Here is a 15607-nt window from a genome sequence, read left to right on the forward strand (position 1 = left end):
ATAGGTAAGCTAGCTTCCGTGATAATGAAATGTGACTTAAAGAGTTCCCAAAGCAGCGATTGGGTAGATCATCGCTGAATAATATCTATCTCGCCAAGAGGCTGATTAATGGTAATATCTTGTTACATTCTAGCGGGGGATCCTCGATGCCGCGAGATCTTCAATGAATTTCTTAATTAGATGCTGTCTCTTGATTGCTTCATCGTGGTGGCTAGAACCGATAAATATTCACTACATTTAATCAGTACAATAAAGATAAAGAGGTGATCAGTGGCCGGAGCGAGCTTATTAACCCTGTTAGATGATATTGCCACCGTGCTCGATGATGTCGCGGTCATGAGCAAAGTGGCGGCACGCAAAACGGCCGGGGTGCTAGGAGATGATTTGGCCCTAAATGCCCAGCAGGTGTCGGGGGTTCGTGCTGAGCGTGAAATTCCTGTTGTCTGGGCCGTTGCCAAAGGCTCGTTTCGCAATAAGCTGATATTGGTGCCGGCCGCACTGCTGATCAGTGCCTTTGCCCCGTGGCTGATTACGCCGATGCTGCTGATTGGCGGTTTGTTCTTATGCTTTGAAGGGTTTGAAAAAGTGGTGGAGAAAATGCTCCACCCATCACGCCCACAAGAAGACGAAGAGCTAAAACAGCTAGACGAACCACAAGATATTGCCGAGTTTGAGAAAAAGAAAATACAGGGCGCAATCCGGACAGATTTCATTCTATCCGCTGAGATCATAGTGATCGCTCTGGGGACGGTGCAGGAGTCCGCCATGCTGACCCAAGTACTGGTGGTCAGTGTGATCGCCTTGCTCATGACTATTGGGGTGTACGGGTTGGTAGCGGGCATCGTAAAACTGGATGACGCAGGATTGTACCTCGTCCGGAAAAGTGAGCCGGGCACGTTAAAGCGGGGATTTGGCGAGACATTGGTAACAGCTGCGCCGTATCTGATGAAGTTTCTGGCTATTGTCGGCACCATTGCGATGTTCTTGGTCGGTGGAGGTATTGTGGTGCACAGCATGCCGCACTCACACGTGCTGATTGAACATCTAACACATCAAGCCTCGGTCGTACCTGGTGGTGCTTTGATGCTTCCCGCGTTTGTAAATGCGGCTATTGGGCTATTTAGTGGAGCGGTTGTGTTGTTTGCGGTGACGATCTATCGCAGGGTCAGGGACGCTGTGGCCTAAAGAAATAATAGAGCACCGCACTCAATGCCGAGTGCGGCGGTTTTTTTCAAGAATTGAGCTTATGGTTGGCTGTATGCCATAAGACCACCAATGTTGATATATTGGTTGTTTGACTCCAAACGGATATAACGTGCCGCCGATTTTGGTAATCCGTGCTGTGAATCAAATAACCACTCATCTTGAGTGCCGAGTGGACCAGAGGACCAGAGGATATTTCGAGCATCATCGAGCAGATCAAGCGTGATATTTTCTGTGCGTGACTGGCAACAGTCTGTACGGTTGGTCAGAATGATGGCACTGATTTCAACATTCCCCTCTAGATCGACTTCCAGCCATTCATTGCTACCGCGTTGAGTATGAACGAAAGTCGATGACTTACCGTCAACGGCATGGCTAGCTGGGAAGCGGCTTTCATCATAATAGCTAGAGGCCGTTACAGGCTTACCGAACGCAACATCCGCCCCTTCACCTGGATCAATTCCAGACCACCTCATGGTGCCATTGATTGGTAATACCGGCTTGTCTAGGCCGTAACAGTAATTATTACCGTCAGCTTGATAATATTGAAGTATGACTTGGGCGAAGTTATGTTCAGCCAATTGCTGTAGTGCTTTCTCAGAGACTGAGATCCCCCACATATTCAAGTAATCACCATAGTCGAGGCGGGTAACGTAGGAGATACCGACCGCGAGCCAGTCGTTATTGCTGATAGATTTAATCTCATCATAAGAATACTGGCTGAATCCCAAGTTAGCCCTGTGAAGCAACCACTCGGATTCATTCTTTTTCGCCCGATTAAATTCACGTTCAAGTATGTGCAGTCGAGCCAGTAGGTGCCAACCGTCTTGCAATGTCCCTTGTGCTTGGGCAGCCATCATCATTTGGATATAGATGGCGACGCCATGATTCCACTTGGTTAAGTTAGCTTGCTGCATATAGGCAAAAGGATCGGGCTGACTTTGCGCGGTCTGCAGTGTTTCATACAGTGATTTAAATGGCAGTTTCTGGCAGCTTGGAGCTTCTCCAGTTTGCTTGAAGAATTGGGATTTAGAATAGTACGAGTAAGGGTTGGTACTGGCATGGCCTTCCCAGCCACTAAAACGAAAACGACCCTTTTCTAAACCATGTCCGAGTTCGTGAATATCACCATGACCTGTTGGGCTAAAGGCCCAGCCGGCATCATAGGGGTTACCCGAGCAGCCATAGCCACAAGTCGGCTGATCCGCATTCATGTGTTTAACGATAGTATGGCTGTCTATAGTCCAACCTTGTTGGGCAGCAAAATCATGTATTTCAGGTATCTGGCTAATACCATCACCTTGGAACCCAGCGAGTACGTGCGGGTAGTCATGCATGTAAGCCTCAGTGGCTGCTGCCAGGCTTTCAGCCGTTGACCAATTGGCATTGGACAAGGTGGATTTCATTTTAGACAGGGTTGAATGGACTTCAAAGTAGGGGGTTGCCACTTCGGCCCAGTCAAAGTCCTCTTGCTCCATAGCGAGGGCAAAATGGGTATTATCTTCGCTGTTACGCCAGTGAGGGTGGCGGCCAATGTGCTTAAATGCCAGCTCAATCGGTAACCCAGCTTCCCCACTAAATCCAACTTGAACAGGTCCACCATAAGGAGATGTGAACTTGAGGGTTTCACCCGGCAGTAAGGTAATCTTTACCGATTGAAGGTACTTCGGTCGTTTGTAACCTCCAGAGGAGAAGGGTTTAGAAGCTGAAGAACGTAATGAGTTGACAAATACTGTGGTATTAGCAGCGAGGTTATCATCAAGGCGTGTGACTTCAAATGTCTGCCCCGGCAGAGCGTAAACCCCGGCAGACTGGAAATGCCCCTTGCTTGTCAGGGTTACAGTTCGGTCAGTTGGGGTGATATGGCTGAAGTCACCACGGCTAAAGTTGCCCAGATCTGGCTGTGCAGGGCTGAGGCCACGATAGTTGTATTGAACATGATCAGCGTAATACGATTCTAGGAATCGCGTAGTTTCTCCTGAGGCCATGTCCATAGGAAATACTATAGATTGACGGAAATAATCAGCGAGTAAGATCAACAGCTTCTGGTACTCGAACCCTTCTAGTGCAAATAAATCAGTCTTGTTACTGTCCAGATTGTTGGCCATGTTCTTGGCTAGGGTAGCCGCTTCTTGGAATTCGGCTTTGAAGCTATCGATATTTGAGCAGCTTGAGTTACATTGGCTCAGGTCACTGCTAAAGCTCTGATCACGGAAATGCGTGATCATGGTTTTGACCTTCTCGACATCATTAGGCAGTCCCCCTTGCCTCACGGTAATATCAAAACCTTTCAGTCCTAGTTTCTTCCAATAATTATCCCACTCGTAACTGACATTGAAATTCAGGAACAGTTGCTTACCAAGCGCGGTCTGATTGCCGTCATGATGCAGATACATGACGGGGATACCTTGGGATTGGGCTGCTTGTACCTGCTTAGCAATGGCCTCAGCGTTTTCCCCGCTACGAAGATATTGGGAGATGATCAATAAATCTGTTTCTGCGGTAAGGCAGCTTCCAAGAGCTGTTCCATTGCAGCTTCTGGCCGGGTTGTAAGTAACGTTGTCTGGAAATCGCTGATCTAGCCAGTTCCTTGTCGCACTTTCATCAGGGAAGTAATACCCGTTTTCCATCTGTGCAATAACGACGTTCAGGCCGCCTGAAAGAATATCACTGTGTGTTTTTCCGGTTAGCCACTGGATACTATTTTCAACAAAAGCCTCTGTTTGTTCATTAGTCTCGAAACCACGCTGCCAAGTGCGCATTGGATTAGAGCCGAGTACTAAATAACGGCTGTTATTTGTTTCTCCGATAATACCGATTGCCTTTTCATACACTGTTTTTCCCGACACATAGACATCATTGGTATACAAGATGGCCTCGTTGACCCCATAGGTGGGGATAAAGGTGCTGGCATCATGGGTTGGGTCCCAAGACAGGCTGGTTAAGCTGCTGCCATCCTCTTTGGCATACCCTTCAGGAGTGAGATTAAAGATGGCATTTTTTGCATCTTGATATTGTGTGCTGTTCGCATCAATGACGTTGAGGATCGCTTGTAGGATTGATTCTCGATCCGGAATAAGAAGGGCATTGCCAGACTCAACTGCAGCATCCATGGGATCAGGGCAACCTGATGTTTCGGTATAGAAGCTAGCTTGGGGGGCGTAGCTATTGACGGGTTGGTAAGCTAAGAAGCAGCCGCTATGCGAATTCTGAGCTTGTTGAGTGAAGTCCGAAGGTAAGCTTTTATCAACGAAGAAATCAGGCCATTTATCCAGTCTTATGACCCCAGTATGGTAATTGTCGAGATCGAGACCAGCCAATTGGCTGAAGAAGTCTGTTTGTCCCCCCTCATTACGATAAATGGGTGTAGAAAAGCGTACGGGGGCACCATAGTGAACATATACCTTCGTGTCGTTCACATTGACAAAATAGTACCCTGCGATGGGATCCCAATTTGAGTGTCCCCCACAACTATAGGAGCAATCACCTAACTCGCTGATACCAGCAGTCTCTGAAGCCATATAGACATCAGCAAGAGCTTGATTGGCTTGTCCGGCTAATTGTTCTAGTTCTAGTGCTATAGGAGCGGCTATAGCCGATGAGCAGCTTAATGCCCATATATTAAACGCGATTTGGCCGAGTTTTTTCGTCATAGATAATTCCTTTATTACTGTCGTTGCGGGGAAAGTTGTTATTTTTATTGCGAAAAAATCATGTCGAGTGTTGTGAATGATTAAAATAAGCTAATTGCATATAAGTGCTTAATTAAGGGTAATGGAATTAGACCTTCAATCCAGTAAGGTTATGTGAGCTTGCTTCATGAAGTGATAATTTGTATGGATGGTTAGGCGTATTTGTATTGGTTTCTTTTTTGAAAAATAGAGGTTGCCATCAAAGCAGCTATTGTTGATAAATTAAAACTGTTCATACTCTGAGCAGTTGGTTGCGTGGGGTATTTACAACAAGAAAATCCTACATTAGTATACGCCGCACTTACGGAGAGATGGCTGAGTGGTTGAAAGCACCGGTCTTGAAAACCGGCATACGTTAATAGCGTATCTAGGGTTCAAATCCCTATCTCTCCGCCACATTCTGAAAAAGCCGCTGAGAAATCAGCGGCTTTTTTGTTTGCGTTGGGCTTTGAGTAAGGGATTTGAATCAAATCCGCCATACCTAGAGCACTCCGTCACATTCGAAGGGCTTGCAGAAATGCAGGCCCTTTTTGCATCTGGAATCTAGGGTTCAGCCGAGTGAAACGAGCCAACGTTGCTAACTGAAGGTGCTTTAAAGCAACGGCCCGCAGGGCGAAGTAAATACACCTTACCCAGAGCACGCCACCACATACAACCCCTTTCTCTAATGGTTGGCGTCATATGGTAATAACCGTCATTAGGTATTTGATATTTTTGTGCTGCAGCTTCCCATATTCGTATGTCATATGCGTAGGGGCTTTATAAACATTGAAAATGCAGGTGGGTTAAATGAAAAGAGTTATGACGCTTATCGTAGCTACGGCTTGGTTGTTTGTTATCGGTAATGCCTATGCCGTTTCAGATGCCGCAAAGGTGGGGGCCAATGCGGGAGCGATGATCTATTGCTATGACAATGTAGCGCAGTCAAGCCAGCAGTCGAAATACAAGCTTCTTAAACTTCATACATATGATGAGTATAAAAAATTACCAGATAACGAGCGTGCCACAGCATTGTTTATGAAAAAAGCAGCTGAAGATGGTGAGTACTTAGGCGATCGTCTAGATAAAGAGCGCTGCGATAGCCTACGTAAAATGCTGTACCTAAAGTACTAAAGCTAAAGTATAGATTTGTTGGGTGGCGTTATGTGGAATAGAACTGCTACCAACCAGTTCCTTGAGCCATATTGTTGCTCAGCAATTCCTTTTCTTTTTTCTTTTCTTTATTTGTGTACATCAGTTTATCCGCCAAGATATATAGCTCGGTAAGATCCAGCTTTTCATTGAAGTCGACGCATATACAGCCACAGCTTACGCCATAGCCTTCGGTGAATGGCTCAAACTCTTTTCGGCTAGCAAGGTTGGCTTGATAGTTGGTTTCGATTTGACGGCACCTTTGTTTCAATAAAGTCTCGCTGATATTGTTCAATACAAGAATAAATTCATCACCTCCTACACGGGCAATAATATCGGTAGAGCGGGTTAGCTTTCGTATTTCAGATGCCAAGGCTTGAATAGCAATATCACCGCAGTCATGGCCAAGCTGATTATTGATTTGTTTTAGGTTATCAGAATCAAAATAGGCAATGGCGATAGAACGGTCGATGTCCGTTTTATTTTGCAGTGTTTTTTGGGCCATAAAGGATAGCCCTCGGCGATTGTATAAGCCGGTTAACTCATCGGTCAGGGCGAGGTTTTGACATTTTCATACGCATCAATGAGTTTAAGATCTGCTGTGATGAGCTCCCTGAGCTGATCGAGCAGTTGATATAGAGTGTCATTGTACTCAGTCGGATTAGTATAAATAGCACATATGGTGCCAAACACAGTATTGCAAGCCAGTATATTGGCATGCCAAAGTAGGATCGAATTGGCCCTTCTTTCACAAAGGGGATTTGACTCCATTCGGGATCACTTTCTGGATCAGCAACATATAATGCATCTCCTTTTTCGATAACATGGCGACAAAAGCTGTTCATTTCATAGGGCCAGGCATCACAGCGTTTGAGAAAGTTATCTCTATTTTGGCTTGATCGGACGGTAAAAAACTCCTCATCACGCAATTGAACAATCGCACCACAGGCACAATTGAATAACTGTGAAATCAAATCGACAGTTTTTTGCCATTTTTCCAAGTTCAGTTCGGGGTGTTCATTTGAAGCTAAACATTTAGTCCGATCAAACATTCTGTTACCTCCAGCTGAGTAAGGTAAGTATATTCAGCCAAATTGATAGCATTGTTTGTAGGGTTATGTTTTGTGATGTTGGTGGGGACTTTTGAATGTATGAAGGAGAACGGTTCGCAAAATGTGCAAAACTAAACTACGAATGCCTGAATATTATACATAATGTCAAAGCTTAATCTTACTAGTATATAAAGAGAGAGCATCCTGCTCTCCCGAAAAACATTGCGCTGTCGTGTTTGTTGGAAGCGGCTCTCTAATCTATGAACAAACAAACCAAGAGTTAGCCGGGGCGGTTATATAAGAGCTTCTGTGCCAATTCACTCTTTCTAACGCTGGGGCGGTACGGATATCCCCTTTGAACTTGTCTTTGACTGACACTTTTACCAAGCCATCATTAACACTAAACACTTGCCCGCGGTATGTATGCCCCATATTGGTTTGATGCGGGTGATCGTACAGGCAGACTGTTGCTCCGACACTGGAATAAATGTAGCGGCTTTCATCGCTCCAAGGGGCTGTAGTCGGTGATGCAGGTTGGTTTATCGCATGCATAGTTACACCCGCAGGTGCCATTTTACGCAAGGGTGAATAGGGCTCATAACCCAGTATTTGTGCACTTTCGAACCATTGACCTTGATTGGCTTGAGTATTCTCATTTAGCCGTAAGGTGACAAAAGGACCGTCTAGACATAGGTCAGCCCATAGGGCAGTACTGGTAATTTTGGCTGAGAAAAGCGGCTGTTCATTAGGTGTATTCGCGCCAACAACGCACCATGTGCCGCTGGCTTGATTGATCAACTGGCCGCTATTGGTGTCACAGACACGTTTAGCTAGCGCATGGTATTCGGCAATGTCATTTGCTGCTTGTTTAGGGCTATCGGAGCAGTAGCGGTAGGTATAGGCAAAGGTATTTTTGGGATAGAACACGCCTTTGTCTACTACAGCACCGTTACGGCGAGCATCAGTTAAGGCAATAAAACTTTGGGTTGAGTCGTAGAAGCTATATTCCCCTGTGCGCCTTACGGTGTTAGGGTCGGAACTACAGCCACTGATTAGCAAGGAAATGATGAGGGAAAAAGGGAAGAGTTTTCGAGTCAATGAACACATCACGCATCTACCTCCTACGCCAACCACATGAAAAAGCAGAAACACTAACCATGAATACAAAGTGTTACATGCGTCACAAAAATAGCATGGTTTTAAGTATATCGGATTTGATACGAACTGCTGAGAATGTCTGTGAGAAAGCACCTTATTGATAAATAAGGTGCCAAGTATAAAGAGGGCTATTGGCTCAGTGGCAGGCTTGCTCCTAAGAGTGCAAACACCGTTCCGCACCCACGGTTGAAGCGCTGGCCACTCTGTTGTAGCCATGGTCGCAGTTGGTGAGCGATACAGGCAACAAAGAACTCCACACTGAATTCAACCACTGCAAATGTCGTCGCCAAAATCGCAAACTGCATAAATAGCGAAGCATCCGGCGTCATAAACTGTGGCAGGAAAGCGCCAAAAAACAGTATCACTTTCGGGTTCGCAATGGCAGCTAATAGTCCTTGTCTGAATCTAGCCGTGTGGCTAAGGTTGGCAGCTGAGGTTCTCTCAAGAGTAATGGCTGGTGAACGCCATAACTGAATGCCGAGATAAACGAGGTATGCACCTCCTAGCCACTTTAGCCAGTAAAGAATATTTGCTGATGCCATCATCAGTGATCCAATCCCAAACATTGAGAGCGCGATAACACCAACAAAACCTGTTACTCCACCCAGGATGGTTGAGAGTGTTTTTTTACGGCCATAGAGTGCGCCATGACTTAATGCCAGTAGGCCGTTTGGGCCAGGCGCGAAAGCCAAACCGGTCACTGCAACCAAATATAGCAGCCAAGTTTCCAATGCCATGAAGTTACCTTAAAAAGTGAAGTTAGTGGTTGGCAGTATATGAGCATATCAATCAATTGATTTGGTATTTTTAGGACCACTTAAGGTAATATTTGGACATTGAGAGTGAAATCCGCTTAAACTCAATCAGAACCTTATACGTAATGAATAACATGCAATTTGCTCAACGCATTTCAACGCCCTTAGACTCGCAACCTGATGTGCGGTTTCTTCTCGTACCATTGCCGACATTCAACATGTTACCTTTTGGTAGTTTCCTCGATAAATTAAGATTTTCTGCTGACGATGAGGACTATAGTCAGCAGAGGTACTGCTCGTGGGATGTTGCAGGACTGGCTCAGGGGGAAGTTATATCAAGTAGTGGGGTGCATCTTTCGGTGCAACATACCTTTGAGCAAGTAGAACTATCGAAGTATGACTACATCGTTGTATTTGGCGGCCGTAGTGCCAACGATATGAAGGTGATAGCACCATTGTATAGGCCTTTTCTCAAAAAGGCGGCGGCAAAAGGCCTTAGCTTAGTTACGGTAGACAATGCATGTTTTACATTCGCCGAACTTGGACTGTTTGATGGCTGTGAAGTAGCGGTTCACTGGCGACACTTACAAGAGTTTGAGACTGACTACCCAACGCTGAAAGCAAGCTCAGATCAACTCTACTGTATTGACGATAAGCGAATAAGTTGTGCCGGAGGAACGGCAGTTATTGAATTGGCCATTGAGTTATTGGCGCGTATGTCTGGACGTGAAAGGGCGTTGAAGGGCCTCGCCGATATGCTGGTGGATGAAACACGAAACCGGCAGCACTATTTAAAGTCATTAGGTGATGATAAAAATGGTGTGCGTCAACATAATCGTCATGTGTCACGGGCGATTTCTCTGATGCGCCAGAATTTATCAGTGCCTTTGAGTGTTGAGGAACTGGCGCTTCAATTAGGGTTAAGTCGTCGGCAACTCGATAGGGTGTTTAAAACGGAGCTGTCGGTTAGCCCTCGCGAGTACTGGGCAGCCATGAGGATGTCGCATGCCCATTGGCGCTTGCAAAACTCCTTCAATAGCCTGTCTGATATTGCCAATGAAGTGAGTTTCTCTGACGTGAGTTATTTTTGTAAAGTGTTCAAAAAGCATTTTGGATACCGGCCTTCGCAATTGAAGAATAATCCCGGCGATTAATTGAGCATTATGGCGTGAATGCCTCTTTATCCCTGAAAACACGCTACGCTCCAAGAAGCGATGTTCGGGATCATCAATACTGGTGCTATGGGGCTTGTCGCGGGTTCATTGTCTGATTTCCTATTCAAGTCATCGACCAAGGTGCTGATGTGTTTCTCATTCTCTATCTTCTTAGCAAAAGGCATTATCCTTGCCCCAGTTGCGGAAGCGGGTGTTCCCGACCAGTGCAGTGGCGCAGCAATGAGTGTTGGTTCGTTTGCAACTTACGCGTCTGTGTTCTGGGCATACGCACTTAACGGTTGGATCATTGATACTTTTGATAAGATTGAGGCTTACCAAATGATCTTTGGTATTGGCCTGTTGGTCTCTTCGGCAGGTATGCTGTGTGCCGGTGTACTATTGGTTGTGAAGCGCCGACAGCAGAATCGACAAGTGAATTCGGAACCTGTGGTTTTATAATTTACTAGGTACAACAGCAGTTCTAAAATGTTGTAAATCTGTTATTTGTAAAAGGATGAAGGGTGCTGGCCTTTCATCCTTTTTGTTAGCAATACACTCTGAGAGTCATTGATAAAATTAACGCACAAGTTATACAAGCAGTTCGATTGGTTGTTTTAACTTAATTTGGCTACGAGTGCAGGAAAGTGAAGTACGGTAACTTTGGCGGCGTACAGTTTTAGGTGATTGAAATGCACCTGTTGCTGCTTGGCCTAACTCATTGTAAAAGTGAGCTTCTTTCATATGAGGAGTTTTTGTTAAGTATTCAAAAAACATGTTTGACAAAATCCAGTTCAGCTTTTATGTCAATAATACATAGTTGTATTGGATTTTTTGTTATAAAAGCTGTTTGAGGTTGACAGTAAATAATTACTATTTATTATAGCTTAATTGTGCTTCCACAGTTTCTACATTTGTAAATCGCACTATAAAAAATCTTTTGGATAGCATTTCTTTTTACTTGATAAGCAGAGGGGTTGTTGCAGCACTTCATACAAATATCCTTTCCATGAACGATTTTGGCGACATCCTATACATATTATCAGGCATAAAATGTGATCATCGTCCCATTAATATTTAATAATCCATATCATATTTTTGATTCACAAAAAGATGATTAAATTATTACAAGCTTAGTAAGCTTGATTTTCAGTGTGTAATAAAGTGTAAACTCTGTTAGTGGTTAAATGCTATTTAAAATAATATTTTGAAATGTTGGTTGATGTTAAAATTAACTTTTTCATTTTTTTACACCGAAAATCATCAGGCTGACCGCGGTGGCTCAACCTGTATGAATGATTTGTTCTCCTGAGGAACTATTACTAATAAATCGGCCAATCCGCAGCGTCAATAGAGTCTATGCTGCCGTCGTGTTTGTTACCTCCCCATTTACGGATAAATACACCTTTAGGATCATAGATTTCGGTTTGCTTAACTAAATTGAAATGACGGCTATCTTTAGGGTCAGCACCTACACCAGCAAGGTACTGCCAGTTACCCCAGTTGGATGCTGTATCGTAGTCTATTAAATGTTCCTCGAAATACGCGGCACCATAACGCCAATCGACACTAAGTTCATTGACAAGGCAACTGGCGACGATCTGCCTACCACGGTTAGACATGTAGCCTGTCTGGCGTAATTGATTCATCAGTGCGTTCACAATGGGGTAGGGCGTGTTTCCTTCACTCCAGCGGCGGAAACGCTCAGGGTAGTAAGCCGTATGCGGGCTCTTTTTATTGATCCCTGAAAAGCTAAAAATCTTGGAGCCGTGATAATGGGCATACCACTGGAAGTATTCACGCCATAACAGCTCAAATTTGATCCATTGAGTAGAATCGTTGCATTCGACATCTTGTTCATACTTGGTCAGATGCTTGATAAGCATAGTGGTAGATAAGCAGCCCAAGGCTAACCAAGGTGAAAACTTGGTGGAATTCTCCCACCCATCGAGTTCGTTGCGTGTTTGTTTGTAGTTGCTTGGAGCACTAGAAGAGAAATATTTTTCAAGGTGATTTAGCGCAGCTTTCTCACCACCTTCAAAATCGGCTAATAGTTTTGGGTTGATCATAGAGCTGATCACATCAAAGGCTTTCAACCTGCCTGGCGGTGGGGGAAGTTTGGCAATGGTTGTTAACGGTGAACGAATGTCTAAATCTTCAACTTGTTTACGAAATTGACTGAATGTCTCGGGGAGTAATTCATTTATATCAAAAGGCAATTCAGTTCTGTCAAATAGCGTATGGGTCGAAATTTGGCGGAACGTGATATACGGATACCTACCTTTGAGCGTGTGCCAATTGCGTTTTTCGTAAACCCCAGCATTTTCGCTGGTGTAAATCATAGAGACATTGTACTGGCTAATGAGCTCGGGCAGTACATTGAGGGGATGTTCAAGTAGGACATGTAGGCTCTGTCCCCTTTCGCTCAGCCGTCCAGCAAGGTTATTAAGCGACTGTAATAAAAACTGCTTTCGGTAAATGCCATGTTTGTCGATATGGTAGGGGTAGCGATTGATATTGTCGACGGGTAAGCAATACACGCAGATGAGGTGATCCGCCTCTTGTGTTGCCAATGCTAGCGCGGGGTTATCATGTAGCCTTAAATCATTTTGAAACAGAAACAAACCTGTTGCCATTGAAGATCCCTCTAAACTAAGGTGCTAGCTTAACTATAGGCGTAAAATCACATCTATTGATTTTTTAACATGAAATAATCAGGTTAAATTTTTCTAGGAAATGAAGGAAATTACAAAAAAGCAATAAATATAAGAAATAAAGTGCAGGTTTTAATTGACAGAAGTGTTATTAAATATAGGAGTGAAGATGGATTAATTATCGGTATAGCTGATATATTAAGCAACATAATCAATACTAAAACGTTTACAAAAAATATATTTAGGTGATTTCTATAGAACAAATTTGATTATAAATATCTATTTTTATGCTAACTAATACTATGTGTTGCCTAGATTAATATACAAAATAGAGAATGTTAGCATTTTACTGCTTAGTTAATAATACATTATGATAGAGGTTCTAGTTAGAAGCATATTATTACCTCTTGCAATGGTACTGATTTGGGAGCAGAGTCACAAAAAACATATTTATCAAGTGCATAATATATATATGGTCTGACTGGCATAAAAGGATGAAGCTATGATACCAGCAATAAAAATATACACAAAAAATAAAGAAATAAGAGAGGCAATTAACCAGCTAATATTCTATCTTCCACAAGACTATAATGGTCAAGTTTATGACTCACTTTATGAAATGCATCAATCAGAATCCATAGAAGAAAGTGAAAATATATATATTGTTGATTATAAAAGTTTAACGGAAGTTGAAAAATATATTTTTCACATTCAGGGTGATAAAAGATCCTGGCTCTTAGTCAACATCGATGATGCAAAGGCTACAGACACGATCCTATGGATAGATAAAGGCTTCGTTGGCGTCCTTTCAATACTTGAGCTTATAAACAATTTTGCCAATGTAATCAATGCTATAAAGCATGGGCAAATGTGTATTCCTAAGAGTCATACACGATTGGTTATACAGTTTTATCAAGAAAAATACATAAAAAAAAATATGAAAATTAATGACTTATTTTCAACATCACAGCTTACAACAAAAGAACAGGATATATGCCGCTTGGTGTTGAGTGGCTTAAACAACAAGCAGATAGCCTCAGAGAAAAACATCAGTATCCACACGGTAAAAAGCCATGTCCACAATATCTTGACCAAGCTGTCAGTCAGCTCGAGATCCGAATTGTTGGGGTTGATTATCAACGACTATAAAGAAAATGAATATGCCAACTAGTCTATTATAGCAGCCTATGCAATTAGGCTGCTTTTCTCATCTTTAAACCTTGTCATTTTCTCCTCTTTTTAATCACTATCCTTTATACGACTGTATATTTTTTTGCTAGATATATAATCACGTTGATTGCGGTCTTTTGCTTTCATTCTTTTTTCAACCTCAAAACACATTAAATATAAATATTTTCAATCCAAATGGCGATGTTTTAGTTGACTCAATGTCATATTCTAACAATGAACAAGGCAGTACGAAATACAAACACAATTAACGCAGTACTAATGATAAACGCACAGGGAGCTTGATTATGAAAAAGTCAATAATTGCATTATCAGTAATAGCCTTAACATGTAGTATGGGCACATTTGCGAAAGGTCAAGGTGGTGGTGGTCAAGGTGGTGGTCAAGGTGGGGGAGATTACTGGTCGAAGAAAAGCTATGTTGTAGACCCTAACTTTGAATATGAAAAAGAAGTCGAGTTACTTGGTTTTATTCCTCGTAAGTGTGAAGCGAAATTTTATGCTGAGCGCCGCCTTACTAAATATCATGGTGGTGCAACTTACGTCGAATTAACCTCAAAAGAGCCACAAAAGTTGGGGCAGTTAAAAGTTGAATGTAATCTACCAAAAACTGTCGTTACTGTATCTCCATTGACTGACGGCAAATTCAAAAATCCAAACTCGAAGTATGTCTCAGATACAAGGTATGACTTGAGTTTTGATCAACGCTATGGCTGGACAGATGGATATAAAGATTTGAAGGCATATAAGATTTGGGATTATGACTTCAAGAAAGATCTTTATATCAAAGTGGATAGACAGCCAAAGACTCATGGTATTTATAATGCCAAGTTCCGTATAGATGTTGAGTCAAGTTTCTTGTAATTGTAACTATGAGGTGGGTTAGCCCACCTCAACTTATCGGAGGGTACAGAATGCGTTTATTTAATTATTTATTATTGATGTTATTCTGTTCATCTATTTATGCTTACCAAGTACAGCCAATGTTACAAGAAGTGGATATGACTGGACGTGGTAGCTATGGCACATACCTTTTGACCAATGATAATGATGTTGAAACTACAATAGAAATATCAGTATATAGAATTGAATTTATTGATGAAGTTAACGAAAGTCTGATACCTGCGGATGATGACTTTTTGATTTTGCCTCCTCAATCAATAATAAAACCAAAATCTAGTCAAACCTTTAGGTTAAGGTACTTGCCAAATACGAAAATGACAGAAAGCACAGCCTATCGTGTTGTTTTTGATCAGCTTCCTTTAGATATTGATGATAGTAATCAAAGTCATGTCGAATTCATGATGAGGTTTTCTACTATAGTAATAGTCAACACGCCTAATACGAAGGCTTTACCGGTAATTTCAAATGATAATGCCTCTGGTAAGCAAGTGGTTAAAATAAAAAATGCGGGTGATGGAGTGCTTGATCTTGCTGACTGGAAGTTTAATTTTAATGTAAATGGAAATAAAAGAATATACAACTGGTTAGAAATGGAAAATACATTTAATCAACGTTATTTAATGCCCAGTTCGGCATTGATTGTTAATGAATTCAAAATGGAAGGGATTGAAAGTGAAGTAGAAAATAAGGTTTACCTGAACTCATTAGTGGCCAAGTAGGT

General features: G+C 42.7%; 14 protein-coding genes and 1 tRNA gene. 8 read left to right on the forward strand and 7 right to left on the reverse strand.

Translation table 11 applies throughout. The annotated features are described in order from the left end of the window. The first annotated feature begins 270 nt into the window (after positions 1 to 270). Positions 271 to 1185, forward strand: a complete 915-nt coding sequence (locus ACXAGQ_RS15060) for a DUF808 domain-containing protein (RefSeq protein WP_475254930.1) — start codon at positions 271 to 273, stop codon at positions 1183 to 1185. Between the two features lie 59 nt (positions 1186 to 1244). Here ACXAGQ_RS15060 and ACXAGQ_RS15065 read toward each other — a convergent pair whose 3' ends face one another. After that, positions 1245 to 4856: an ImpA family metalloprotease gene (locus ACXAGQ_RS15065; protein WP_475254932.1), complete on the reverse strand. Its 3612-nt coding sequence runs from the start codon at positions 4854 to 4856 to the stop codon at positions 1245 to 1247. A 344-nt stretch (positions 4857 to 5200) separates the two neighbouring features. Between ACXAGQ_RS15065 and ACXAGQ_RS15070 the strand changes: the two genes are divergently transcribed. Both ACXAGQ_RS15070 and ACXAGQ_RS15075 read left to right on the forward strand, forming a co-directional pair. Next, positions 5201 to 5291: transfer RNA gene (locus tag ACXAGQ_RS15070), tRNA-Ser, on the forward strand. A gap of 393 nt (positions 5292 to 5684) precedes the next feature. Beyond that, a complete protein-coding gene (locus ACXAGQ_RS15075; protein WP_475254933.1) occupies positions 5685 to 6008 on the forward strand; it encodes a hypothetical protein in 324 nt (107 codons plus the stop codon). Between the two features lie 46 nt (positions 6009 to 6054). Here the strand turns inward: ACXAGQ_RS15075 and ACXAGQ_RS15080 are convergent, their stop codons facing one another. The 4 genes from ACXAGQ_RS15080 to ACXAGQ_RS15095 form a co-directional block, all read right to left on the reverse strand. Further along, positions 6055 to 6531 (reverse strand): GGDEF domain-containing protein, encoded by a 477-nt coding sequence (locus ACXAGQ_RS15080; RefSeq protein WP_475254935.1) that lies wholly within the window; start codon positions 6529 to 6531, stop codon positions 6055 to 6057. Between the two features lie 37 nt (positions 6532 to 6568). Further along, positions 6569 to 7078 (reverse strand): GAF domain-containing protein, encoded by a 510-nt coding sequence (locus tag ACXAGQ_RS15085; RefSeq protein ID WP_475254936.1) that lies wholly within the window; start codon positions 7076 to 7078, stop codon positions 6569 to 6571. 258 nt (positions 7079 to 7336) lie between these two features. Then, complete coding sequence (locus ACXAGQ_RS15090) at positions 7337 to 8185, reverse strand: hypothetical protein (protein WP_475256594.1); 849 nt, start codon at positions 8183 to 8185, stop codon at positions 7337 to 7339. Between the two features lie 179 nt (positions 8186 to 8364). Continuing rightward, positions 8365 to 8973 carry a LysE family translocator gene (locus ACXAGQ_RS15095; RefSeq protein ID WP_475254937.1) on the reverse strand — a complete coding sequence of 203 codons (609 nt, stop codon included), beginning with the start codon at positions 8971 to 8973 and terminating at the stop codon, positions 8365 to 8367. 143 nt (positions 8974 to 9116) lie between these two features. Here ACXAGQ_RS15095 and ACXAGQ_RS15100 point away from each other — a divergent pair, with 143 nt between their 5' ends. Together ACXAGQ_RS15100 and ACXAGQ_RS15105 are read left to right on the forward strand one after the other, a co-directional pair. Continuing rightward, positions 9117 to 10145, forward strand: a complete 1029-nt coding sequence (locus ACXAGQ_RS15100) for a GlxA family transcriptional regulator (protein ID WP_475254938.1) — start codon at positions 9117 to 9119, stop codon at positions 10143 to 10145. 60 nt (positions 10146 to 10205) lie between these two features. Beyond that, positions 10206 to 10604: a hypothetical protein gene (locus ACXAGQ_RS15105; RefSeq protein ID WP_475243712.1), complete on the forward strand. Its 399-nt coding sequence runs from the start codon at positions 10206 to 10208 to the stop codon at positions 10602 to 10604. A 129-nt stretch (positions 10605 to 10733) separates the two neighbouring features. Here the strand turns inward: ACXAGQ_RS15105 and ACXAGQ_RS15110 are convergent, their stop codons facing one another. Beyond that, the gene (locus ACXAGQ_RS15110) at positions 10734 to 10919 is read right to left on the reverse strand and encodes a hypothetical protein (RefSeq protein ID WP_475243710.1); all 186 of its coding nucleotides are present in this window, start codon (positions 10917 to 10919) and stop codon (positions 10734 to 10736) included. Positions 10920 to 11464: 545 nt separating this feature from the next. Next, entirely contained in the window at positions 11465 to 12778 is a 1314-nt protein-coding gene (locus ACXAGQ_RS15115) for a DASH family cryptochrome (RefSeq protein ID WP_475254939.1), read from the reverse strand. Between the two features lie 520 nt (positions 12779 to 13298). On the opposite strand from ACXAGQ_RS15115, the gene ACXAGQ_RS15120 reads away from it, so the two are divergent. The 3 genes from ACXAGQ_RS15120 to ACXAGQ_RS15130 all read left to right on the forward strand — a co-directional run bounded on the left by ACXAGQ_RS15120 (position 13299) and on the right by ACXAGQ_RS15130 (position 15605). Next, positions 13299 to 13967 (forward strand): response regulator transcription factor, encoded by a 669-nt coding sequence (locus tag ACXAGQ_RS15120; RefSeq protein ID WP_475254940.1) that lies wholly within the window; start codon positions 13299 to 13301, stop codon positions 13965 to 13967. Positions 13968 to 14271: 304 nt separating this feature from the next. Continuing rightward, positions 14272 to 14847: a hypothetical protein gene (locus tag ACXAGQ_RS15125; RefSeq protein ID WP_475254941.1), complete on the forward strand. Its 576-nt coding sequence runs from the start codon at positions 14272 to 14274 to the stop codon at positions 14845 to 14847. Positions 14848 to 14897: 50 nt separating this feature from the next. After that, positions 14898 to 15605 carry a fimbrial biogenesis chaperone gene (locus ACXAGQ_RS15130; protein WP_475254943.1) on the forward strand — a complete coding sequence of 236 codons (708 nt, stop codon included), beginning with the start codon at positions 14898 to 14900 and terminating at the stop codon, positions 15603 to 15605. The last annotated feature ends 2 nt before the right edge of the window (positions 15606 to 15607 follow it).

This window comes from Photobacterium sp. ABD4_091 (genome assembly GCF_056160145.1).